The sequence below is a fragment of the Enterovirga sp. genome (genome assembly GCF_035325185.1).
Lineage (GTDB): Bacteria > Pseudomonadota > Alphaproteobacteria > Rhizobiales > Beijerinckiaceae > Enterovirga.
In genome coordinates this window covers 1-22804 of record NZ_DAOLAJ010000035.1, presented here as the reverse complement: position 1 = coordinate 22804, position 22804 = coordinate 1, and the positions used below count along the sequence as shown (strand labels likewise).

At 67.2% G+C, this 22804-nt stretch carries 16 protein-coding genes; 6 read left to right on the top strand and 10 right to left on the bottom strand.

What is annotated here, in order from left to right:
• Nucleotide 1: 1 nt before the first annotated feature.
• Nucleotides 2-1192 (bottom strand): 3-dehydroquinate synthase, encoded by a 1191-nt coding sequence (locus PKD06_RS09125; RefSeq protein WP_324379737.1) that lies wholly within the window; start codon nt 1190-1192, stop codon nt 2-4.
• 376 nt (nt 1193-1568) lie between these two features.
• On the opposite strand from PKD06_RS09125, the gene PKD06_RS09120 reads away from it, so the two are divergent.
• The gene (locus PKD06_RS09120) at nt 1569-2948 is read left to right on the top strand and encodes an alkaline phosphatase family protein (RefSeq protein WP_324379735.1); all 1380 of its coding nucleotides are present in this window, start codon (nt 1569-1571) and stop codon (nt 2946-2948) included.
• A 23-nt stretch (nt 2949-2971) separates the two neighbouring features.
• Here PKD06_RS09120 and PKD06_RS09115 read toward each other — a convergent pair whose 3' ends face one another.
• From PKD06_RS09115 to PKD06_RS09105, 3 genes are read right to left on the bottom strand one after another with little or no spacing between them, the layout of a single operon-like run.
• On the bottom strand, nt 2972-4033 hold the full coding sequence (locus tag PKD06_RS09115) for a TatD family hydrolase (RefSeq protein ID WP_324379733.1): 1062 nt from the start codon (nt 4031-4033) through the stop codon (nt 2972-2974).
• Entirely contained in the window at nt 4030-4686 is a 657-nt protein-coding gene (locus PKD06_RS09110; protein ID WP_324379731.1) for a hypothetical protein, read from the bottom strand. The genes PKD06_RS09115 and PKD06_RS09110 overlap by 4 nt, the downstream gene beginning before the upstream one ends.
• Nucleotides 4683-5852 (bottom strand): ferritin-like domain-containing protein, encoded by a 1170-nt coding sequence (locus PKD06_RS09105; protein ID WP_324379729.1) that lies wholly within the window; start codon nt 5850-5852, stop codon nt 4683-4685. Before PKD06_RS09105 ends, PKD06_RS09110 begins: the two co-directional genes overlap by 4 nt.
• 173 nt (nt 5853-6025) lie before the next feature.
• Between PKD06_RS09105 and PKD06_RS09100 the strand changes: the two genes are divergently transcribed.
• On the top strand, nt 6026-8983 hold the full coding sequence (locus PKD06_RS09100) for a LodA/GoxA family CTQ-dependent oxidase (protein WP_324379727.1): 2958 nt from the start codon (nt 6026-6028) through the stop codon (nt 8981-8983).
• Between the two features lie 185 nt (nt 8984-9168).
• Nucleotides 9169-10062: a tryptophan 7-halogenase gene (locus PKD06_RS09095; protein WP_324379725.1), complete on the top strand. Its 894-nt coding sequence runs from the start codon at nt 9169-9171 to the stop codon at nt 10060-10062.
• A 24-nt stretch (nt 10063-10086) separates the two neighbouring features.
• On the opposite strand, the gene PKD06_RS09090 is transcribed toward PKD06_RS09095, so the two are convergent.
• From PKD06_RS09090 to PKD06_RS09065, 6 genes are all read right to left on the bottom strand, one after another.
• The gene (locus PKD06_RS09090; protein ID WP_324379723.1) at nt 10087-10716 is read right to left on the bottom strand and encodes a hypothetical protein; all 630 of its coding nucleotides are present in this window, start codon (nt 10714-10716) and stop codon (nt 10087-10089) included.
• A gap of 16 nt (nt 10717-10732) precedes the next feature.
• Complete coding sequence (locus PKD06_RS09085; RefSeq protein ID WP_324379720.1) at nt 10733-12163, bottom strand: hypothetical protein; 1431 nt, start codon at nt 12161-12163, stop codon at nt 10733-10735.
• A 118-nt stretch (nt 12164-12281) separates the two neighbouring features.
• Nucleotides 12282-13286: a tryptophan 7-halogenase gene (locus tag PKD06_RS09080; RefSeq protein WP_324379718.1), complete on the bottom strand. Its 1005-nt coding sequence runs from the start codon at nt 13284-13286 to the stop codon at nt 12282-12284.
• A gap of 20 nt (nt 13287-13306) precedes the next feature.
• Nucleotides 13307-15670 carry a hypothetical protein gene (locus PKD06_RS09075; RefSeq protein WP_324379716.1) on the bottom strand — a complete coding sequence of 788 codons (2364 nt, stop codon included), beginning with the start codon at nt 15668-15670 and terminating at the stop codon, nt 13307-13309.
• A gap of 35 nt (nt 15671-15705) precedes the next feature.
• The gene (locus tag PKD06_RS09070) at nt 15706-17403 is read right to left on the bottom strand and encodes a peroxidase (RefSeq protein ID WP_324379714.1); all 1698 of its coding nucleotides are present in this window, start codon (nt 17401-17403) and stop codon (nt 15706-15708) included.
• A 676-nt stretch (nt 17404-18079) separates the two neighbouring features.
• Nucleotides 18080-18997: a LysR family transcriptional regulator gene (locus tag PKD06_RS09065; protein ID WP_324379712.1), complete on the bottom strand. Its 918-nt coding sequence runs from the start codon at nt 18995-18997 to the stop codon at nt 18080-18082.
• Nucleotides 18998-19113: 116 nt separating this feature from the next.
• Between PKD06_RS09065 and mmsB the strand changes: the two genes are divergently transcribed.
• The 3 genes from mmsB to PKD06_RS09050 are packed head-to-tail and all read left to right on the top strand — an operon-like array spanning nt 19114 to nt 22785.
• Nucleotides 19114-20004, top strand: a complete 891-nt coding sequence (gene mmsB / locus PKD06_RS09060) for a 3-hydroxyisobutyrate dehydrogenase (protein ID WP_324379710.1) — start codon at nt 19114-19116, stop codon at nt 20002-20004.
• 60 nt (nt 20005-20064) lie between these two features.
• Nucleotides 20065-20988, top strand: coding sequence for an alpha/beta hydrolase (locus tag PKD06_RS09055; RefSeq protein WP_324379708.1), 924 nt, complete (start codon nt 20065-20067; stop codon nt 20986-20988).
• Nucleotides 20989-21024: 36 nt separating this feature from the next.
• Entirely contained in the window at nt 21025-22785 is a 1761-nt protein-coding gene (locus PKD06_RS09050) for an alpha/beta fold hydrolase (RefSeq protein WP_324379707.1), read from the top strand.
• Nucleotides 22786-22804 lie beyond the last annotated feature (19 nt).

The following is a 22804-nucleotide window of genomic DNA, read 5'->3' as shown; positions in this document are numbered from 1 at the left end:
ACTAGGCCAGCTCGTCCGTCAGCCAGCAAACCGACCTCTCGACGAGATCCTCGTCGATGGCGTGGACGTCGACGCTCCTTCCGATGCCGCCGAGGAGCGTGACGGTCAGCTCGCCTCCCAGATGCTCCTGGAAATCGCGCAGGCCGCCAAGGATCGAGAGCCGGCCGGAGCTGTCGCGCTGCCGCACGGCTTCGCTGCGGAGATCGAAACCGAGCGCGACGAGAACGGCGCGGATTCGATCCTCCTGGCCGCGGGCCAGGAGCCCGGCGAGGACCGAGTAACGCGCATCGAGGGCGATCCCGATCGCCACAGCCTCGCCGTGACTCAAGGCATGGCCCGTCAGGATTTCAAGCTTGTGGGCGGACCAATGCCCGAAATCCAGCGGGCGGCTCGCCCCGGTCTCGAAGGGATCGCCGCCATGGGCAATCTGGCGCATGTGGAGATCCGCGCACCACCGGACGAGACATTCGAGGCTCTCCGGCTCGAACGAAGCCAAGGTTTCGGCCCGGCTTTCGAGCCAGGCGAAGAAGTCATGGTCTCGGATCAGCGCGACCTTGACGGCTTCGGCCATGCCTCCCCGCTTCTCGCGGGCAGGAAGGCGATCGATGAACGCGCCGTCATTGACGATCGCGAAGGGAGGCGCAAACGTTCCGAGGAGGTTTTTCAGTCCGAGATGATTGACGGCGTTCTTGACGCCGACGCCGCTATCGGCCTGGGCGAGGACCGTCGTCGGCAGGCGGACGAGCCGCACTCCGCGGTGAAAGATCGACGCGGCGAAGCCCACCGCATCCAGAACGGCTCCGCCGCCGATGGCGAGCGCATAGGAATGGCGGTCGACGGAACGCTTCAGCAGCGCCGAGAGCAGGGCCTGCACGATCGAGGGATCATTCTTGGCGACTTCGCCTCCGGGAACCGGCACGACGTCGCCAACGATCTCCATTGCTCCCGCGTGCGCCGCCGCATAACGGCGGATCGTCTTTTCGAGTTCGGGATGGGCGGCCAGGACGCCATCGTCCGCGAAGACGGCAACGCGATGCCGCTTGCCGGGCTCGCGGCGACGAAGGACGCCGGCGAGCATCGGGTTTTGCGGATCGAACACGTCGCGCCCGAAGATGACCGGGCATTCGTAGGAAACCGAAAAACGCTGGACGTGGTCCTGCCTGCCTGATCGGACGCGAGGGCGGAAAAGCAAGGCGGCCTTCCTCGAGAGCAGTTCCGACGAACACGCCGTCGGACCGATGATTCACCTGAAGCGTGCAGCGCGTCAATCGGGATGCCTCCGAGCCAGGGCGATCGGGCGAAGCGCCTTCCCTGTCATCCCCGGCCGGAGCGAAGCGGGGGGAAGGGGATCCAGGAGGGCTCGCTTGCGGCTCTGGATTCCCTTCCCGGCCCTTCGGGCCGCCGGAAATGACAAGGAGAGGCCTCCAAAGCGCTCCATCCGATCAACCTGCCCTCCGAGGCCGGAGTGACCTTTCGATCCAATTCGCGCCAGGGACCAGCGAGAGCGTGAAGACGGCATTCCCCTTTCGCGGATGGACTTCGGAAGTGCCTTCCGGCAACGGTTGGCCATGCATCCCACAATTGTCCTGCTCGTGGTCGGGCTCGCCCCGAAGCATCTTGGAGATCTCACGCCGAATCTCACCGCTCTGGCCTCGGATGGCGGCGTTCGCCCGCTCGCGACGGTGACCCCGGCCGTCACCTGCAGCGTCCAGGCGACGTTCATGACCGGGCTGACGCCGCGCGACCATGGCGTTGTCGGGAACGGGTGGCTGTTTCGGGATCTCATGGAAGTCTGGCTGTGGCGCCAGTCGAACCGTCTGGTCGCCGGTGAGAAGGTCTGGGAGGCGGGCAAGCGGCGCGACCCGTCATTCACCTGCGCCAACCTGTTCTGGTGGTACAACATGGCGGCGAGCCATGACATCGGAGTCACGCCGCGACCGATCTACAAGGCGGACGGCCGCAAGCTGCCCGATTGCTACGCCGTTCCCGCAAGCCTGCGCGACGAATTGACGGCGGTGCTCGGCCCGTTTCCGCTTTTTCAGTTCTGGGGCCCCGCCACGAGCATCCGGTCGAGCCGCTGGATCGCGGAAGCCGCCAGGCACGTCCTGGCCACGCGCTTCCCGACCCTGTCGCTGGTCTACCTTCCCCATCTCGACTACGATCTGCAACGGTTCGGCCCGGATCCGGGCCATCCCGCCGTGCGGGCCTCGCTGCGGGCGGTCGACGAGGTGGCCGGCGACCTGATCGCGCATGCCGCAGGCGCGGGCCTGCGGATCATCGTGCTGTCCGAATACGGCATCGCGCCCGTCCGAAGGCCGGTTCACATCAACCGCGTCCTGCGGGAGGCGGGTCTTTTGTCCGTCCGGGAGGAGGACGGAGGGGAAGCGCTGGACGTGATCGCGTCAAAGGCTTTCGCCGTCGCCGATCACCAGGTCGCCCACCTCTATGTGAACGAGCCCCGGCTCGTCGAGGAGACGCGGCGGATCGCAGCCGCCACGCCGGGCGTGGCGGACGTCCTGGATCGCCGCGATCAGCGGGCCTACCGGCTGGACCATGCGCGCTCCGGCGACCTGGTGCTGCTCGCGGAAAGCGACGCCTGGTTCACCTACTACCACTGGCTCGACGATGCTCGCGCGCCCGACTATGCGCGCACGGTCGAGATCCACCGCAAGTCCGGCTTCGACCCGGCCGAGCTGTTCATCGATCCCACCCTGCGCTGGCCCAGGCTCGCGGTCGGCTGGCGCCTTCTCCAGCGCAGGCTCGGCCTGCGGAGCCTCATGGACGTCATCCCGCTCGACGCCTCGCTCGTGAAAGGCTCGCACGGCCTCCCGCAGCGGGAGGAGGACGGGCCGCTCCTGATCACGTCCGAGGCCGGTCTCCTGCCCGACGGGCCCGTCGCCGCGACCGACGTGAAAGATCTCATCCTCGACCACGTCTTCTCGCGCTGACATCCGCGCCGGCGCCGGGCTCCTCAGGCGCGTCCGGCGTCGTCGAAGACGGACTGCGCCCGCTCGATCCTCGGAGCCTGGCCGCCGCGCAGCACGCTGTTGCCGGCATGCAGCTCCCGCTGGTCGATCACGGCACCATCGCGCCAATGCTCCTCGCGCATCTCGCCGTTGAGCCCGTAGACGGCGAGCGCGTTGCCGTAGACCGCCTTTCGGATCGCCTCCTCGGGAATGCCGCGCTCGCGCATCAGGGCCGCCGTCTTGGGCACCGCGAGCGGGTCGGAGACGCCCCAGTCGCAGGCCGAGTTGACGATGATGCGATCGGCGCCGTAGCGGCGCACGATCTCGACCATGCGGGCCTTCCCCATCTTGGTCTGCGGATAGATCGAGAAGGCCGCCCAATAGCCCCGCTCGAGCACGCTCTCGACCGTTTCCTCGTTGTTGTGGTCGACCACGCAGGCGCGGGCCGGGAAGCCGTGCTCGGCCAGCACCTCCATCGTGCGCAGCGTGCCTCGCTTCTTGTCGCGATGCGGAGTGTGGATCAGGATCGGCAGGTCGCCCTCTTTCGCAAGCTCGATCTGGGCCCTCAGGTAGCGATCCTCCAGCGGGGTCTGCTCGTCGTATCCCAGCTCGCCGAGCGCCACCACGCCCTCCTTCAGCATGAAATCGGGCAGCAGCTCCATCACGGCCTCGGCCAGCGCCTCGTTGTTCGCCTCCTTGGGGTTGAGCCCGACCGTGCAATAGTGGCGCAGTCCGAACTGGCTCGCGCGGAAGCGCTCGAAGCCGAGGATGGTGGAGAGGTAGTCGAGGTAGCTGCCGGCATTCGTTCGCGGCTGCCCGAGCCAGAAGGCCGGCTCGATCACCGCGACCACCCCGGCTGCCGCCATGGCCTCGTAATCCTGGGTCGTGCGCGAGATCATGTGCGCATGCGGATCGATGATCGGCGAGGGCGAGTGCCAGGCGCGTTCGGATGGAAGCTCGTAACCTTGCTCCCGCGCCTGCCGAAGGAGGGCGTCCAGCATGTCGCGCGTCATGGCCCCGCCGCAGCACGGGCAGGAGACGGCGCCGAAGCCCGAGGCTTTCGTCATGCGGCCGGCTTCTTCGGCGAGGGATGATAGCCGACATCGCCCGTCAGGTCGTACTGGCGATCCCGGCGCTCGGGATCCATGGCGAGCCAGCTTGCCCTCAGGTCGTCGAGGTCCGCGGCCGGGATCGGCGGATTCGCGACGTTGGTCTGCCTGGGTCGTGCGAAGGACTGGATTCCCCATGCGAGCCCGAGGAGTTCGTCGAGCTTCTCCCACCACCCGGCCTCGCCGATCTGCAGAAGCTGGATCGCCCTGATGGAGGCGTGCCAGCGGTGATAGCCTACAGGGGGCGCGGCGCCCTGGATGTCCATGGTGTGGATGCTGTCGTTGTTGGCGGCCCTCTGAGGATCGGTGTCCAGCAAGGTCCCCTGGCCGAAATCCTCGAAAGCCGCCTGCACGTTTGCCCAGTCGCCGTCGAGCCAGCGCTGCACGGCGTCCGTCTGCACGTCCGCGAGCACCTGCCAATCGGCTCGCCGAGGTTCGACGAGCGCGAGGAACTGTTCGGGATAGGTCTCGTCGACCCGCGTCTCGGCGAAGGCGGTCTGAATCCCGCCAGCTCCGGCTCGTCCGACGATTTGCATGAAGCTGGGCGTGTACTTGGTGCTTTTATCGAATTCGAACCAAAAGCGCCGCCCCATCTCCTGAGTGTACGTCACGATATTCCTCCCAGAATTTGCAACGTGATTTTCGCCGGGGATTTCTTGTAGTTGCTTCCAAGGTCTCCCGCCAGATCGGCCTCATGGCCCTGCACCTCCAAGACGAGCCTGCGCAGCCAGCCCAGCGTCGCGACGCGATCCATGCCGGGTCCGAAATTCAGCGCCAGGGCATCGAACGGCAGGCCGAAGCCCCTGTCGGCCAGCATCCGCCCGAGCGGGTAGAGGCAGCCGGTCATATGCGACACGGCGCGGCCGATCAGGTTCGAATCCGAGGAGGCATGCCCCTGGTGGAGCAGACCCAGGACGAGCCAGTAGTGAAGGTTCGCCAAGACTGCCAGGCGTCGAGCTAACGCGTCGGTGATGGAGCGGTCGGACCCCTCGTAGGCGGTCGGGTTCCTCGGCAGCGGACGGCTCGGATAATCGTCCGACGAAGGGTCGCGCCAGACCGCCGGGCCGCCGAGGGCCGGATGCGTCCCCTCGAAGACGGAGCGAAAGAAGAGGAAGTGATCTTCCTCCCCTTGACCTCGGATCTTCTCGAGTTCGTCGAGCCATCGATCGGAATCGTTCAGGATCGCAGGCGAGGCCTCGACCGCCTCCCGCAAGCGGGCGATCACCGTTCCGTACAGGCTGCCGATGTGATTGACCCTGTTCAGGCCGACCTTTTGGGAGACCGCTTCGCGAAAGTCTCGTTCCGCCTGGTCCCCGGCTCCCGCCGGGTCCAGCGCGTCGAGAGGAGCCTCCGCGGTCACGTACTTGGCGCAGCTCTCGAGCGTGAGCGGCTCCAGCTCGAGGTCGAAAGGATAGATGTCCGACCTGATCGGGAAGTCCTGGCGGTCGAGATTCGGGTTCGCCTTCAGGTCGACCAGGAGAGCATTGACCTTGGCCAGATGTTGCATCTCCTGGATCGCGACGCCGATCAAGGTATGGCTCGTAGGAAACAGATCGATCCCGATCAGCGCATCGTACTTGTCCTTCACGGAGAAGGCCGCGTAAAGATATTGTACCATCAAGGCGTGCTCGATATTGGCTGCCTCCCGCAGAAGACGGACGACCTCCAGCAGCGGATCGTCGTAAACGTTGGCGATCTCGACCTCGGCCCCGGACGCGACGGATGGGGGCGCGAGGCCGGACGACCGTTCCTCGCGCTTCAGACGGAGCCGCAGCATGTCCCCAACCCTGCGTTGACCAGAGGGCGATCATCACCCACTATACGTGCGAGAACAAGAGAGGAATGCGACATCGCCCGAAGACGTCGTCGCCTGTCCGCGGGCGCGCGATCTCGGGTAGGTCCGCGTGACTCCGAGTTCGCGCAGGTCGTCGGACCTTCGGAGTGCCGGACATGAGACCGACCGTGACGCTGGGCTCATCGCGGAGCGCTTCGCCCGTGGACTGCGCCGCCGATTCCGACGGATCGCTTCGGACGATGTTCGTCGACATCGTGCAGGATGGCCGCGTCGCCGCGGGGCAGCGGCCGGTCCTGCGGCCCGTATTCCTGAAGCCGCACGGCGTGGCTCATGGAACGTTTCGGATTCGGCCCGACCTGCCCGAGGCGTTCAGGATCGGTCTGTTCGGGGGGACGGAATACCCGGCCTGGATCCGGTTCTCGTCCGACACGCTGCCCACGGCTTCGGGCTTCAAGACCACCCTCGGCATCGGGATCAAGCTGTTCGGGGTGGCCGGGGAGAAGCTGTTCGGCGAGCCGCGAGACGGGACGTTCGACTTCATTCTCCAGAACCACGACGTGTTTTTCGTCGACACGGCGTCCGACATGTGTGCCTTCACGAGGGCCGGCGTGGTCGACGGCGACTACGACCTCTACTTGAAGGATCATCCGAAAACGGTCGCGATCCTCGGCGAGATGGCGAAGTCCGTCGCGAGCGTTCTGGCGACGCCCTATTGGAGCGGGGTTCCGTTCGCGCTCGGCCCTGCGCATTTCGTGAAGTACAAGCTCGAACCCGAATTCGATCTTCCGCCTCCGGCCGCGGCGCCGTCCGATCCGAGCTACCTCGCGCTCGACCTCAGGGAGCGCCTCGCCTCGCGCTCCGCCTCGTTCCGTTTCCTGCTCCAGCCACGGACCGACCCGGACGCCATGCCGCTCGACCGGGCCAGCATCCGCTGGAGCGAGGCCGAGAGCGCGCCCGTTCACGTGGCCGACCTCGTCCTTCCCCAGCAGGACATCGCGGCCCGGGGGCAGGCGGAATACGGTGAGAACCTCTCGATGAACATCTGGCGCGTGACGGAGGATCATCGGCCGCAGGGCTCGCTCGCCGAGGCCCGGCGGAGCGTGTACGCGGCCTCGGCCGATCGCCGGCGCAACCTCAACGGGGTCCCGCTCGGCGAGCCCGACACGCCCAAGCCGGAAACCGACGCACCCCCCGGAGGCGACACGGTCATCGTGCGCGCCGCCATTCATCCGGGGATCGGGATCGCACGGATCGGCGACAGCGCCGATGAATGCTTCGTCGGGCCGGAGGTGGTTGAGACCGGGCCCTACCCGCCCGGCTTCCACAGGGATGCAGGGGGCGACCTGAAGCGCCAGGCGGCCCGGTTTCGCATCTATGGCTACAATGCCGCCGGCGAGGTCGTGAGCGAGCTGACCACCGCCTCCGCATCCATTCGCTGGACGGCTCACCTCGCGAACAGGAAGGCGGCTTGGTACCGCTTCATCATGGCGCTCGACATCCCGGACGCTGCGGCCGTCGAGGCGCCGCGCCGGAATTCCGCCGTGCCTGTGCACGAGCGCGCCGCGCTCGCCATCGATCCCGGCCCCCGCTCGATCAGCGGCGCCGGGGTGGCGGGCGGAGCCGAGCACGCCTTCGACACCGGCAAATTCGGATCGGCGGCCGTCGCCCTCGGCGAGCTGCGCACCGACGAAAAGGGGCGTCTGCTGGTGCTCGGCGGCCGCGGCCGCTCGGGCTCGCCGTCGGGCGCTCCCATCTTCACGCCCGCCGACGGCGACACCTTCGCAAACGCGGACGGCTGGTACGACGACATCTCGGACGGCCCGGTCACGGCGCAGGTGAGCATCGAGGGACGCGACGTGCCCGTTCAGGGGGCCTGGGTGGCGGTGGCGCCGCCGAATTACGCTCCCGATCTCGTCGGCTGGCGCACGCTCTACGATCTGCTCGTCGAAACCTACATCGAGGCCGGGATGATGCCGAGGCCGGCCACGATATCGTTCCAGGACGACGTGCTGCCGCTGCTGCGACGTCTCGCCGGGCTGCAATGGGTGAACAAGGGCTTCGCGAACGCATTCGGCAAGGGGCGCCCCTGGGACTTCTCGGACGATGATTTCGTCGGGAAGCTCGCCTCCAAGGCCAGCGATGCGGGCGGAGCAGCCTTGTACGGCGAGTTGCGCTGGCTCGTCCTCGATTCCTTTCGGCCGAGCGGCACGTCCGTCGACGAACCACGGCTGTGGCCGTGGTTCTACGGCGACGCGTTCGGATTTCCGCGGAGCGGAACGCCACGCGGCAGCGTCGGCCTCTCGCCGTTGCAAAGCTGGATCCTTCATCGCTGGGTCAGCGGCGATTTCGAGAGCGATTTCGATCCCGCCGCCAAGGGGCCGCACAGGATCGAGCAGCTTCCCTTGGCGCAGCAGCCTGCCATGCTCGACCGGGCAGCCTTGCATTTCTGCCTCGCCGACGCCTTCCATCCAGGCTGCGAGCTGACATGGATCATGCGCCATGCCAGCCTCTACGAGGCACCGTTCCGCATCCGTCGCCGGCCGGCAGACGACCCTGAGCCGGATTACGGAAAGGCCATGACCTCCCAGATCGCCCTGGCGCCGGGGGGACCGCTCTACGGGCAGCCTCCCGGCGGCCTCACCCGCTGGATGGCTGTTCCGTGGCAGGCCGACACCGTGTCCTGCCTGTCCGGCTACGAGCCGGAATACGACCCCTTCCTTCCGAGCTTCTGGCCCGCTCGCGTCCCGAACCACGTCCTGACGCAAGCCGAATATGACGTTGTGAAGGATACATCCCGGTCGCGCGAGGACCGCCTTGCCGCCTTCTGGACCCGGCGCGACTGGTTTCGGGGCTTTCCGGAGTCGAACGTGCCGCGCATGAACAAGATGGTGGAGGACTACGCCAAGCTGGGGGTGGTCGAGGTCCGGCCCGGCATCGCAAACGATCCGGACTTCCCCGAGGTCATGCTCGTCGAAACCGCCCGCCGCCCGCCGCTCGCCGGGCCTCCGCTCGCCGGCCTCGCGCCGCCGGCCGAAGCGGCCCGCTCGACGGGTGGCGCTCAGCTCGCTGGCTGGAGCCCCGAGGAACTGGAGGTTTTTCGCCGGGGAATCTGACCGCGATCATGATCCGCGACGCGATCGTCGTCGGGGCCGGTCCAGCCGGGGCCGTCGCGGCGCACTGCCTCGCGCACGGCGGAATGCGGGTGCTGATGCTGGACCGCCCCGCTCCCGGCTTCAGGATCGGCGAGGCGCTGCCCGGGGCGGCTTCCCGCCTGCTCGCCGCCTGCGGCCTTCCGCCGTTGAGCGCGGCGCGCGGCCACCGGCCGCTCGCCGGCACGCTTTCGGCCTGGGGATCCGACACGCTGGAAGCGACCGATTTCATATGTGATCCCGACGGCCCGGGCTGGCGGCTCGATCGCGCCCGGTTCGACGACGATCTTCGCGAGGCGGCACGGGCCGCGGGGGCTGTCGCCCATGTCGCGCGCCTGCGCGCAATCGAGCGGTGCGATCATGGCTGGCGCGTGACGGCCGATGACGGAGCGGTCCTGCGGGCTGCCGATCTCGTGGACGCGACCGGGCGTGCGGCTGCCGTGGTCCGGCGACTGGGCGGGTCCCGGCTGCGGTCCGCCGATCCGATTTCGGTATTCGGCATCGGGCGCGGCGAGGGGGCGCCCCATCTGGCACGCACGCTCGTGGAGTCGCGGCAGCAGGGATGGTGGTATGCCGCGAAGCTTCCGTCGGGCGGCGTGCTGGCGTCGTTTCAGGTGGCCGCCGACGAGGCCCGACCGTTGCTGAGATCGTTGCACGCGTGGCGCGAGGCTCTCGCCGCGACGATCCATGTCCGCGCGGCTCTGTCCGGCGTGACCTTCTCCGACCCCCCGCGCGCGACCGAGGCCGGATCGGCGCGTTCGAGCCGGATCTGCGGCGAGGGGTGGATCGCCTGCGGAGACGCCGCCCTCGCATTCGACCCGATCTCCGGGCAAGGGCTGTTCTCGGCCCTGCACGGCGGCCTGCTCGCCGCTCGCACGCTCCTGGAGGACCGGGACCGGCGCCCGGAACGGATGCGCGCCTATGTCGAGCGTCATGCCGCGATCCATGACGCCTATCGCCGCCGTTGCCGTCTCGTCTACGCGTCGGAACGGCGCTGGCCGGAGGCGCCGTTCTGGGCGGGACTGGCGGGTCGTGCCGCCTGACCGCGCCCCTCAGCGACGCGTGATTCAGAATTCGAGCTTGTCCTCCGCGATGACCTCCTGGTCGAAGCCGGTCGTGCGCGTGACCCGCACCGTCGCAGACTTCGCGCCCGGGAACTGGTTCTTGTCGAAATCGACGGTCGGGGTCGGGCGGCCGATCGCGATGGTGGCCCATGGCGCCCCGGTATCGGGCTTGACGTCCACCGAATAGGTGACGCCGGGCGCGGGCGCGATCCCGGCAAGCTCGGTGACCGAAAGCTGCCGCCGCGTCGATCCGGGGGTGCCGGGCGGGGCAAGGCCGAGCGTCGCGCTCTCCAGCGCCGGCGCCGCGCCGCCTTCATAGCGGCTGACTTCCTTGTCTCCGACGAGAAGCGAAACCGAACTCATGCCCGGCATCTTCGGAAGATCGGCCTGGATCAGCCCGGTATCGCCCGGCTCCCCGCACTCGCACGACGAGCGCCGCACGACGGCGGCCTGCCGGTAAAGCTCCTTCCCCGCGGCGTCCCTGGCCACGAGGGCGACGTTCTCATCCGGCTCCGCATCGGTGACAACGGTCGAGGTCGCAGGGTTTACGTAGAGGATCTTGCCCGTCGCCGCTTTCGTGTCGACGGTCGCGACCACATGGACGTAGCTGTCGGTCCTGACCTCGGGTTTCACGGTGCCGTCCTCCGGTTCAGCTGATGGCCGGACCAAGCGCATCCTCGGCGATAAGGCGCTCGAGGATCGCCATGTAAGTATAGGCCGAAAGCCATTGATTGTCCGCGTAGGTCATCACGTCATGATAGCCGAGCCCGGGCAAGGCCATCATAGGGGCGGGAAGGTCGGGATCGCCCGTGTCGAGGCCGACATAGCGGCCGTCCGGGGTGCTGATGAAGCCGCCGGCATACGGAAAGGCCGGATCGCTCGCGTCCTGACCGGCCTTCGTCGCGGGATCGTATGGCGGAAAGCCCGGATGATAGCGGCCGAACGTGTGGCCGAGTTCATGCGCGCCGTACCAGTCGGCATAGGAGAGATCGCGATCGCCCGCCAGCCCGCGCGGCGTCCCGCACGGCCCGGATGCGACGGTGTCGGGCTGCGGCTTCGAGGATGGGATCGCGTAGGCCTTGCCGCGCATGAAGTAGCCGCTGAGGCCGCCGTTGTCGTCGACCAGGCCGAAATAATGCGTGCGCTGGTCGACGCCGTGGGTGACCTCGCGGCCGCGCAGCGCGGCGATCTGGGCATTGGCGAGATCGACCGTGGACGCGTTGAACGGCGAGCCGAAATCGGCGTCCACCACGATCTGCGACCATTCCAGCGACGCCACCGGATAGGCGCGGCCCAGATAGGAGCGGAAATAGTTGAAATGGATCGCATCCGGCGCGACCGGCTTCCCGCCGGCCCGGTAGCGCAGGCCGATCACCCGGATCCGCAGGGGAGGAGCCGAGACGAAATCCACGTCGACGGTGTTCGGCGCGCCGACCGGAAGGTCCGAGCCGCCGGGGGCGAAGACCCGTGACAGGCGCAGGCGCAGGGTGCCGGCGCCGATCGCCTCTGCGGGCAGGCGGAAATTCACGCTCTTCTCCAGGTCGGAGCGCTGCGCGTGGATGTCTTCGTTCTTGGCCGGATCGAGCCGCACCGCATTCAGCGCAGGCAGGTACGCTTCCGCGCCGCCGCGGCTCCAGGCAAGCTCCGCCGTGACGCTGCCCGCCTTGCCGAGCGTTGCCGGGTCCAGGTAGAGCCGCACGACGGTCGTTTTGTCCGCGATCAGCGGTACGCTGTTGTCGAGATCCTGGATACATTGGGAAACTTCGATCCCGCGCACGCCGATCACCGCGGCTGAGGCAGCAAGTCCCAGCGGGCGCAGCCTCCGGTAGTGCGTGCGTTGATAGCCCACGAAGCTTCGTCCCGATCGCGCCATGTGGCCAACGTCCTCCCTTGCTTTCGAGCGGCAGCCTTGTCGATCCTTCCACCGAGGGCCGGCGCGCGCCCCTGCTTCACCTCGCGATGCACGCGCCGCCGGGCCGGCCTTGGAACATGTTTCGTTTCCGTGGAAACGAAACATGTTCCAAGTTATTGTTTCCGCATTCTGTTTTCCAAAAAACTGGATTCCGCTCTCCGGGATCATCCTCCAGCGTCGCGCGATGATACATCATCCTGGCGTCGCTGCAACCATGGGTCGCGGTGGTTGTCGATCGTTGTTTGGACGACAATCGTCGCCGCCTCCGACCGGGAGAGCCCTGGGCCTAGAAGTCCGCAAACCGCCGCCTGATGCTCGGCGACATATGCCGGCGGTAAAGTTGCAGCATCGCGTTTCGGTCGGTCTCGAACCAGTCCCGCAGCCAGTCGCGGTAATGCCGCGCGGCCGCAGCTTCGGTCGTCCCGGCCCGGACGGCCCCGGAGATATGCGAGACGGCAAACATGGCCGTCATGATTGCGCGCAGGACGCCATGGGAGGATGCAGGGTCCAGGACGATGCCCGCGTCTCCGACCAGGAAATATCCCGGGCCCGCGCTTTTTTCGGTGAGGCACCAGGTGACGTCGATGCCCGGCGCAGGCGGAACGGCTCCGATCGTGGCCTCGACCCATGCGAGCCGGTCCTGCCCGAGCGGCGCGCGCCAATGCCATCCGTGCTCGGTGGCGGTCAGGCGCGGGTTGCAATCCGCGCCCGGCCGGCCAGATGCGAGCCAGCCGTATCGCGCGAGGATCTGCGGCGACCGGCGCATGGTCGCCAAGTCGAGATGACGGGCGAGCCAGCGGTCCTTGCCGGTCGCGTCGATCGTCCAATGCGCTTCGATCTCGGTTCCATTCGCGATGACGCCGCTGACCCGGCCCGCGCGGACCAGGAGGGCCGTGGGCGCATATCCTCGAACGAACTCGGCTCCGGCCTGGACCGCTGTGTCGAGCAGGGCTGCGCGCAGGCGCAGGCGGTCGGCCTGGAACCCGCGCCAGGCGACGCCGTCGCTCTCCCCGTATGCCTCGAAGCTCGGCTGGGTGCCCTCCCAGGCCACCCAAATCCCGGTGTGGCGCGGGAAGCCTGCCTGGAGAACCGCTGTCCGCACGCCGAGCCGATCGAAAAGGGGTTCGATGCCGGGGTGAAGCGTCTCGCCCGGCTGGGGGCGATCGACCATTCGTGATTCCAGGACCAGGACCGTCAAGCCGTCGTGCCGGGCTTGGAGGGCGGCGGCGCAGCCGGCGGGTCCAGCGCCGAGAACGAGCACGTTCCAAACCCCGCCCCTGCTCACTTCCATAGCCGTCCGCCGGCGCTCGCTCACTCTCCCTTCGCGCGGCCCCATGTCGGATCGCTTGCGCGCCTGCGAAGGACGAAGGCGTCGTTCGGCGCGACGAAAAATGAATTTTGCCGCCTGAGCGGCAGCAGGCGAAAACGCGGCCCTTTCGGTGAAGGACGTGTCGGATCGAGCCGGCCGACGAAGCACATCTCGGCGCGGTAGATCGTATCGCTCTTGAAAACGTGGCTCGCATCGTTCTGCGCCGCGATCAATTCGGGGTCGCCGGGCGACACCCGCCGGAACGACAGGATGAGCCAGGATCGACGCGTCGGCACCACGTCGAATCCTCCGGAAAGGGCCCAGTGAACCCGTGCAGCGCACAGCACCCGGCGCTGGTACTCCTCGGCGGTGATGCGGGCGGTCAGGCGTCCGCTGAACCGGTTCTCCACGGTGTTTCGGACATAGTCGGCGTGAAGGAAGCTCGCCATCTCGACGAAGTCCTGGTCGTCCATGCGCACGACGCGGGGACCGGGAATCCCGTCCCAGGGAGTGGTGCCCGCCTGCCCGATTTCTTCGTCGGTGAGCGGCGCCACGGTCCCCCACAAATCATCGTTTCCGGTGTGGGGCGAGAAGGTCCGATAGACGTCCGGCGCCACGGCCGGCCAGAATGTGCTGAGCGCGGCGCAGAGCTTCGCATCCTCGGGAAATGGACTTCCCAGGCCATAAGCCGCGAAGTGGAGGATGCCGGTTTCCGGGTCGCCCTTCACGTCGACGGATACATCCCATCCGGGCGCGAACTCCCCGGCGCCGTCGTCCGGCAGCGTCGATGCGCGAACGACATCGAGCGATTGGGGTGCCGGAGGCGTCGCATCCTTCGTCGCGCTCCCCATTGCGACGACGGCGGTCATCGTATCCTCGGCCGCATCGAAAGGACTGTCGGGAAGCTGGAGGTTGGCCGGCAGGCGGCTCTGGCTCAAGGCGGTGGGCCGCACGCCCCAAAGCTGGTTGCCGTTGCGAAAGCTGGCCGGGACCGATTGCGATGCCGCCCAGCGCGTGAGCTCGCGCTGCCCGCACGACGGGAAGAAATCCGGTGCGCTGAGCAGAATATAGGCGGGGCGGGTCTTTCGTGCGACCTGAGGCTCTTTGGCGAGAGCGGCAACGTCGACGTCGACCCAGCCCTCGCCGGTGAAATCCCTGTAGAGCAGCGCCTCGTATCCGCCTTTCCGAACCGTCGCGTCGAGATCGTCCTCTTCGTTCAGGTCGATGATCTGGCCGCCCTTGGCCACCATCGTGCGGGCATGGACATAGGCAGGGAACCGATGAATCTCACGTTTGGACCGGGTTGGGATCGGGGTCGAGTAAGTCGCAAAGCGTTCCTCCGGGTTTGCCGGCACCGTGTAGGTGAGCGGCTTGCCGTCGACGATGGCAGGCCGCACCAGGCCTTCGTGAACGGTCGGGACCACGGCCATCCGCCCGAATTCGCCGCCCTCGACCACGTCGGCCAGGTCGCGCTCCACGACATAGGGTTCTCCCTGCTCCGGCGGGGCGGCCGGGTTGAGGGACATGCGCACCCGCTGCAGCTTCATATTGAAGAAGCGCCCCGACGGCTCGAGGGTCAGATCGAGGCCCTGCAAGCAGTCCGGCCCGTCGAACAGCTTGTGGACCGGCATCCAGAAGCTGCGGCCGGCATCGCCCTTGAGGGGGGCGCCGGCATTCATCACACGCGCCTTGTCGCCTTTCGTCCGAACCGCGAGCCAGGCCGATAGACGCACAGGCACGACCCGGAAGGCATGGGCGTTGTCTTCATCCTCCGGCCAGCAGCCGCGAACGTCCGGGAGGTATTTCGGGCGGGCCGTGCCGACACGCGCGATCCCCGTGCGGGAGAACACCAGATCGGCGCTGATCCCGTCCGGCGTGTCCGCGGCCGGGCGGTATTCGATCGCGAAGACCGTGATCGCCAGTTGTCCTTTCGCGGCGCCGCCGGCTGCGAGCGACGCGAGTGTCGGCGGCGTGAAGCCGAAGACGAGGTTCTCGACCGCCTCGATCTCCGGCAATGTCGGAAAGTCCTTGAGCAGCCCGCCCTCGTGTCCCCGGACGACGCGCGGGCTCGCGAAGGCGTGATAGAGCAGGCTGCGCGCCGGCTGCCCCTGCGCGATGCCGTGCGCGCCGTCTCCGTGGAAATCCTCGAAGCCGGGCATCGTCCGGTCGATCGAGGCAAGCTGACGTCCGAGCGCGTTCTTCAGAGCGGCGGGCGTCGCCTGCGCGATGTCGAGGCCGCCCTTGGTGACGCCCAGGAGCAGATCGCGCCACCCGAGCGGCGCCAAGCGGTCGCAAGCAGCCTTGACCTCATCGATGATACCCATGCGGAGGCTCCTGTCGGAAGCGGTTCGCGGGGTCGCCGGCATGTCCGGCGGCTCCGCATCGGTCGGCGAGGCGACGGTCAGGCGTTGCCGGAATCGAAGCCGGCAAGGCCGGCAACGAGCGCGTTCTTGATCTCATCCTTTCCGTTGTCCGGGGCGAGGCCCTGGAGATAGGGGATGCTTGGCGCGAAAAAGAATTCTCCCCCTTTCATCTTGACGAAGCCGTCGAACCCGAATTCCTTCTCGGCGGAATTCGGGTCGTTCCATTCCGGCCGCCATTTCTGCTTTCCCACAACAACCGGCTTGCCGGTCTGATGATCGTGGTCGCGCTGGCCGATGACCGGATCGAGGCCGGGCTCTCCGGTGACGAAGTTGATGTTGTTGGCCCAGCCGCGCTGCATGAAGGCGAACTGGTGTCGGATGCCGGCCTGGAAGCACATGAACAAGAGGCCGACATCCTTCGAGGGGAGGTCGTCGAGTGCCTGGAACGCATTGGGATGGCGATTGCGCGTCCCATAGGTAATCCCGCGCCGGGCGATACGGCGTGACCGCTCGCCTTCCTCGCTGCCGCCGAGATGCTGGACGGTATCCCCTCGCGGGTTCGTCTTGCGGATATGTGCCTGGAACGGGCATTTCAACCCGTTCTTGTCCGGCTTGCCGTCCTTCGCCTTGTCGTATCGGAAGTCGTTCTCCTTCGGCGGAATCAGGCCGTCCGTCCGGTTCAGCACGAGCGGGGTGCCGTCCCGGAAGCGGCCGACCGCCACGGCACCGGCTCGCTCGCGCTCCGTGCCCTCGAGTCCCAGCTCGTCGGCGAGCTTCTGCTCGGCAATCATGAAGTCGCGAACGTTTTGCTCGAGCTTGCGGAAGACGAAATAGCTCCCGAAACAATTCGGATCCTTCGCGAGCGGGTCGGGGCGAAGGACGAGGTCGAGCGGCTCGAACGGGTTCCAGATGTCCATGGAGCCGCCGGCTGCGTCCGGCCCGAGATTCTCATGCGTCCGGGCCGGATCGATCGATTCGTCGGCTTTCAGGACGGCTCCTTCCTCGCGCCCCGGAAACGTCTGGAAATCCGCGCTGAGAAACAACGGCTGGCTGCGCCCGTCGACATACCCGAAATGCTCGATCCCTTCCCCGCTATCCGTCCGCAGAGCCGTGCCGCGCTCGACCCAGACAAGCGTGCATTGATGATCTTCAAGGTAGTCGATAAGGGCACGGGAGGCCCGCTGGAGGAAGGTTTCGTCGTCGTCGGCGACCAGCAACATTGCGTGGATGTCGTCCGGCTTTCCGCCGAACTCCCACTTGGTTGTCGCCGGATCGCCCAGATCCTCGACCGCATGCGCGGCCATCCCGTCGAGGAAGTTCGACTTCGTTTGCCGAATCCTGTCTTCTTCCTCGAAGAACGCCTTGGCCAGCTCATCATCCGTGTGGCCGAGCGTGCGATAGCCTTGTGCAGACAGAAAGATATTGCAGAACAGCTTTCCGGGAATATGGAATTTCCTGAACTGACGCCGCTCATTCTCCTGCTTGGCCGCTGTCGTGACGATGGGACAGATCTGCTTGACGATCCGGCGCCCGGCTTCGCCCTCGGGAAGGCGAAGGAAGATGTTGACGGTGTGGTTCCGCCCATGCCCGTTCAGGATGTTGCCCTGCAGATTGCGTGCCCAGGCTGCCGTGTCGAGATTGACGGGGGCCTTGTTGTTCAAGACGTCCGGGCCCGCCGCCGCCAGAACTCCTGCCGCCTTTTCGATCGGGTTCGATTGCCCGGATTTCTTCGCCATATCCGTCTCCCTTCACTGGCAGAGTCGAAATCGCTGTCGCGGGGCGCTCGCCGAGACGGATGTCCCCGAGCCGACCTCGTCCGTCGTGAAACTCGATGCGACGCACCTTCCGATCGACACGCCCGGCGGAGGGACGGTCTCAGCCTGCGAAAATGGGGCGCGGGCGCCGGGCTTCGTCGAGACGAATGTTTCCTGAAGCCGTTCGTATGAGCCTTTCCGTCCGCGCGAGGCCGGACGCTGCCCGGCTCCGGGGCCTATCGGGGGGACATGGGGGTTCGAGGAGGCGCATGCCGTTCCGAGATCGCCACTTCGAGTTGCGCCCGGGGATGCGGTCGAAGGCCGAGCGGCCTGCCCACCTGCAGGAGAATCGACGCAGCTGACGCGCTGCCGGAATGCCATCGATGCAAGCCCGTTTTTTGTACCTTCTCGAAATCGATCAGAAAGCACAGCTTATTGCAACCTTGAATTTAAAAAAACTCGACACTTTCGTCTAGTGGGTGTGATCGCGCGTGAGGTTTCCGAGCGGACGCGCCTGCGAGTCGGGAACCTGATCCCCGAGACCTGCCGCTACGTTCGAGCGAAGCCGAGACCTCTGGCAGGGGAAGGTCATGCTGCGGCGACGAGGGGCGGAATGTCCGTGCTGCGGGTATGGCGCGGGATTGCTCGCCGCTTCCCGTCAGGTCCCTCCGCAGCCCCGGCCCGGCGTGAAGAAGTCGCCGGCCCGGCGCACCGCCTCGCCGATGAAATCCGCGGTCGTTCTGATGCGCGAGAGCTGGCGCATGTCGGAATGGACGATCATCCAGAAAGTCCGGATGAGGCGCACGTCGTCCGCCAGGATGCGCACCAGCTCGGGCCGTGTCCTGGTCAGGAAGCAGGGCAGGACGCAAATTCCCGCCCCCGTGGCGACCGCATTCATCTGGGCGATCAGGTTCGAGCTGCGGATGCGCGGCTTGATCTCGCGGGAGATGGACGGCACGTAGTCCAGCTCCGGCGCGAAGATGAGATCGTCGATATAGCTGATGAAGGGGAAGCGGGCGAGATCGTCGACCGTGCTGATCCGGTCGAGGCCCGGCATGTCCCGGGCGGCGTAGAGCCCGAGTTCGTAATCCGTCAGCCGCCGCGCGTGATGGCGGCCATGAGCGGGAGGCGAGAGGCCGATGCTGATATCCGCCTCGCGCTTCGACAGGCTGAAGCTGCGCGGGGTCGCGACCAGCTCGACGTCGAGTTCGGGATGGCGCCGCGACAGAGTGCCGATATGATGCGCCAGGAAGGCCGTGCCGAACCCGTCCGGCGCGCCGATCCGGACCGTCCCGGAAATCTGGGAATCCTCTCCCGCAATATCGGCCTGGATGCCGATCACCCCGCTTTCGACCTGTTCGGCGAGGGCCAGCAGCTTCTCGCCCTGCGGCGTCAGCGGATAGCCGGAGAGGCGGCGGTCGAAGAGCGTGACGCCGAGGGTCTTCTCGAGCCCGTACATCCGCCGGCTCAGGGTCGAGTGGTCGATCTTCATCGTCCGGGCTGCCGCCGTCAGGCGCCCGGCCCGCGCCACCACCAGGAAGGATCGCAAAAGATCCCAGTCGAATCCGTCCGTCATGCGAACTCATGCACGGATATTGTGAAAATCTACCACTATCCGGGCGTGGGGTTCTATGCAAGCACGGCGCCGCGGTGGCGGCCCTAAGCCGTTGCCGTCCATTCGGGAGGCGAAACGTGGCGCAGGCAATCGCATTCGTCGGTCTGGGAAACATGGGCGGCCCGATGGCGGACAACCTGGCTCGCGCGGGCCATCGGGTGGTCGGCTATGATCTGAGCAAGGTTTCGCAGCGGGTCGCCTTCGAGGTCGCGGCGAGCGCCGCCGAGGCCGTGGCGGGCGCCGACATCCTCGTGACGATGCTGCCCGCCGGGCGTCACGTCGTCTCCGTCTGGTCCGATCTCGTGCCGCGTCTGGCGCCGGGAACGCTGCTGATCGATTGCTCCACGATCGATGTCGAGAGCGCCAGGCGGGCTCACGCGATCGCGGCGGAGCGCGGCTGCGCCTCTCTGGACGCGCCCGTCTCCGGTGGAACCGTCGGGGCGGCCGCGGGAACCCTCACCTTCATGGTCGGCGGGGCCGCCGACGCCTTCGAGCGCGGCAAGCCGGTGCTCGAGGCCATGGGCAAGCGCCTCGTCCATTGCGGCGAGGCCGGAGCCGGCCAGGCGGCCAAGATCTGCAACAACATGATCCTCGGCATCACCATGGCGGGCGTCTGCGAGGCTTTCGCCCTCGCCGAGAAACTCGGCCTCTCGCATCAGGCGCTGTTCGACGTCGCCTCGACGTCGTCGGGGCAGTGCTGGTCGATCAACACCTATTGCCCCGTCCCGGGGCCCGTCCCGACCTCGCCGGCCAATAACGGCTACAAGCCCGGCTTCGCGGCCGCGCTGATGCTGAAGGACCTGAAGCTGGCGCAGGAGGCCGCCCTCGCCACCGGCGCGGCCACGCCGCTCGGCGCGCAGGCCGCCCAGCTCTATGGTCTCTTCGAGAGGCTTGGCCATGGCGGGGAGGATTTCTCCGCCCTCGTGAACCTGCTGCGGGGTGAGCGCCCGGCCGCCAAGGCCGCCTGAAGCCATGCGGAGGCGAGGTTCTGCCCGGCCGTCCGGGGCGCGCTGGCGAGGGAGGCTCCGGTGAGCGGCCCCTCCGCCGATGCGGCGCGGCAAGTCGGAGAAAATCGGGGTCTCGTTCGCGAGCCCGACCGGCAGGACGCCGTCGCCTGCCTGTCGCTCTCGGGGTTCCACAACGTCGCCTTCTCGGATTGGGGCCCGCTCGACGCGGATGAGGTGGTCGTCTGCGTGCACGGGCTGACGCGGCAAGGGCGGGATTTCGACATCCTCGCGGCCCGTCTCGCCGATGCCGGCTACCGTGTCGTCTGTCCCGATCTCATGGGGCGCGGCCGGAGCGACCGGCTGAAGAACACGCTGGACTACGTTTTCCCGCAATATTGCGCCGATATGGGCTCGCTTCTGGCCGCCCTCGGGCGCAAGCGCGTCCATTGGATCGGCACCTCGCTCGGCGGCCTGATCGGGATGGTGCTGGCCTCCCTGCCGCGCAGCCCGATCTCGACGCTTGTCCTCAACGATATCGGGCCGGAAGTCCCCTTCCGGGCCTCGGCCCGCGTGGCGCGGCGCCTGAGGGCCGACCCGCCCTCCTTCGACAGCATGGGCGGGCTCATCGCGCATATGCGCCGCATCTATGTCGGCTGCGGGCCGCTGACGGATGCCCAATGGCTCCACATGGCCCGCCATTCCGTCCGCCTGGATGAGGAGAGCGGTCGCGTCGACGCCCTGATCGACCCCAAGATCGCGACCGCCTTTCAGTGGCTTTGGTACTACAGCATGTCGTTGTGGAAGTATTGGCGCGATCTGGACATTCCTGTTTTGGCGGTTCACGGTGCGGATTCGGATTTCGTGACGCCTGACGTGCTTTCCAGGATGCGCCAGCTTAAGCCCGACCTTGCGACGTTCAGCGTCCCGGGGACGGGCCACATGCCGATGCTGATGAGCCGTGCGGAGGGAGAGGCGATCCTGTCCTTTCTGCGCGCGGCGGGCTGAAGAACAATCGGGAGGAAGATGATGTCGAAGCCGCCGATGGATACGAAGCCTGGAGCGCCTGATCCTGTGGTGCTGGGTCGGGACTGGGCTGAGCTTGCGGGGAAGGCTCAGCGGGCGGCGACGAAGCTTGCGGGGAGCCCTGCCTCGGCGGCGATCCTGCCGATGCAGATGGCGCAGGACATCTCGGCCTCGTTCGGCCGCTTTTATGCGGGTCTGCTGCGCGATCCGCGGGCGCTGGCGGAGGCGAATGTCGATTTCTGGCGCGGCCAGGCGGAGGCGTGGTCGGGGGCTCTGCGGCCGGGAGGAGAGGGCGGGGAGAAGCCGCGCCCGAAGGACCGGCGCTTCCGCAACTCCGAATGGGAGGCGAACCCGGCCCTGCGGGGGCTGCTGCATTCCTATCTGGTGGGGGCGGACTGGATGCGCTCGCTCGCCGGGAAGGGGGAGCTCGCGCCCGAGGACCGCAAGAAGGTGACCTTCTTCACCGAGCAGCTCATCGACGCGATGGCGCCGAGCAATTTCGCCCATCTCAATCCCGACGTCGTGAAGAAGACGGTGGAGACGGGCGGGCGGAACCTGATCCAGGGCTTCTCGAACTTCCTGGACGACGTGCTGGCGGAGTCGGGCCATGTGCGCCGCGCCGACCAGGAGGCGTTCGAACTCGGCGTCACCATCGCCGCGACGAAGGGCTCGGTCGTGCTGCGCACGCCGATGATGGAGCTGATCCAGTACGAGCCGACGACGGAGAAGGTCAGCGAGGTGCCGCTGCTGCTGATCTCGCCCTGGGTGAACAAGTACTACCTGTTCGACCTCCAGCCGAAGACGAGCTTCATCCGCTGGGCGCTGGAGCAGGGCTACACGGTCTTCGCGGTGTCCTGGGTCAATCCCGACGAATCCCATGCGGGCAAGGATTTCGAGGATTACTGGCTGGAGGGGCCGCAGGCGGCCTTCGCGGCCATCGCCGAGGCCACCGGCCAGGACAAGGTCAACCTGATCGGCTATTGCCTCGGCGGCACGCTGACGGCGAGCGGGCTCGCCTACATGGCGGCCAAGGGCGACGAGCGGGCCAACAGCGCGACCATGATCGCCACCATGACCGATTTCGCCGATGCGGGCGATTTCGAGGTCTTCGTCAGCAACGAGAACGTGAAGGCGTTGCGCGCGCAACTCGCGGACAAGGGCTATCTCAGCGATGCCGAGCTGAGCACGCTCTTCAGTCTCCTGCGGGCGAACGACCTGATCTGGTCCTCGGCGATCAGCTCGTACCTCCTGGCCGACAAGGCGGTGCCGTCCGACCTCCTGTTCTGGTTCTCGGACGGGATCGGCATGCCGGGCAAGATGCTTGAGACCTTCATGAGCGCGATCATGCTGGACAACGCGCTGGCCAAGCCCGGGCGCCTCAAGCTGGCCGGCACGCCGCTGGACCTCGCGAAGATCGAGACGCCGCTCTGCTTCGTGTCGCTGAAGGACGACCATGTCGCCAATTGGGAGACGACCTATCGCGGGGCTTTGCGCTTCACGGCGCCGAAGCGCTTCATCCTCGGCGGCTCCGGGCACAATGCCGGCACCATCAACCCGCCGGCGGCGCAGAAGCACGGCTACTGGACCAACGCAGCTTTCCCGCCCACGGCGGCCGAATGGCTCGCCGGCGCCGAGCGGCACGAGGGCTCCTGGTGGTCCGAATGGTCCCGGTGGCTGAAGGAGCGGAGCGGCGAGCAGGTTCCGGCCCGGCCGGTCGCGGGCGGCCCCCTGCCGGTCCTCGAGGCGGCGCCGGGCTCCTACGCCCGCATTCGGCGCTGAGGGCGTATTCCCCTGCCGG

Excerpts from the sequence above, each read along its gene's own strand:
- PKD06_RS09120 (WP_324379735.1), top strand. The coding sequence starts at position 1,569 with ATGCATCCCACAATTGTCCTGCTCGTGGTCGGGCTCGCCCCGAAGCAT.
- PKD06_RS09115 (WP_324379733.1), bottom strand. The coding sequence starts at position 4,033 with ATGACGAAAGCCTCGGGCTTCGGCGCCGTCTCCTGCCCGTGCTGCGGC.
- PKD06_RS09105 (WP_324379729.1), bottom strand. The coding sequence starts at position 5,852 with ATGCTGCGGCTCCGTCTGAAGCGCGAGGAACGGTCGTCCGGCCTCGCG.
- PKD06_RS09100 (WP_324379727.1), top strand. The coding sequence starts at position 6,026 with ATGAGACCGACCGTGACGCTGGGCTCATCGCGGAGCGCTTCGCCCGTG.
- PKD06_RS09085 (WP_324379720.1), bottom strand. The coding sequence starts at position 12,163 with ATGATCCCGGAGAGCGGAATCCAGTTTTTTGGAAAACAGAATGCGGAA.
- PKD06_RS09080 (WP_324379718.1), bottom strand. The coding sequence starts at position 13,286 with ATGGAAGTGAGCAGGGGCGGGGTTTGGAACGTGCTCGTTCTCGGCGCT.
- PKD06_RS09075 (WP_324379716.1), bottom strand. The coding sequence starts at position 15,670 with ATGCCGGCGACCCCGCGAACCGCTTCCGACAGGAGCCTCCGCATGGGT.
- PKD06_RS09070 (WP_324379714.1), bottom strand. The coding sequence starts at position 17,403 with ATGGCGAAGAAATCCGGGCAATCGAACCCGATCGAAAAGGCGGCAGGA.
- PKD06_RS09065 (WP_324379712.1), bottom strand. The coding sequence starts at position 18,997 with ATGACGGACGGATTCGACTGGGATCTTTTGCGATCCTTCCTGGTGGTG.
- PKD06_RS09050 (WP_324379707.1), top strand. The coding sequence starts at position 21,025 with ATGGATACGAAGCCTGGAGCGCCTGATCCTGTGGTGCTGGGTCGGGAC.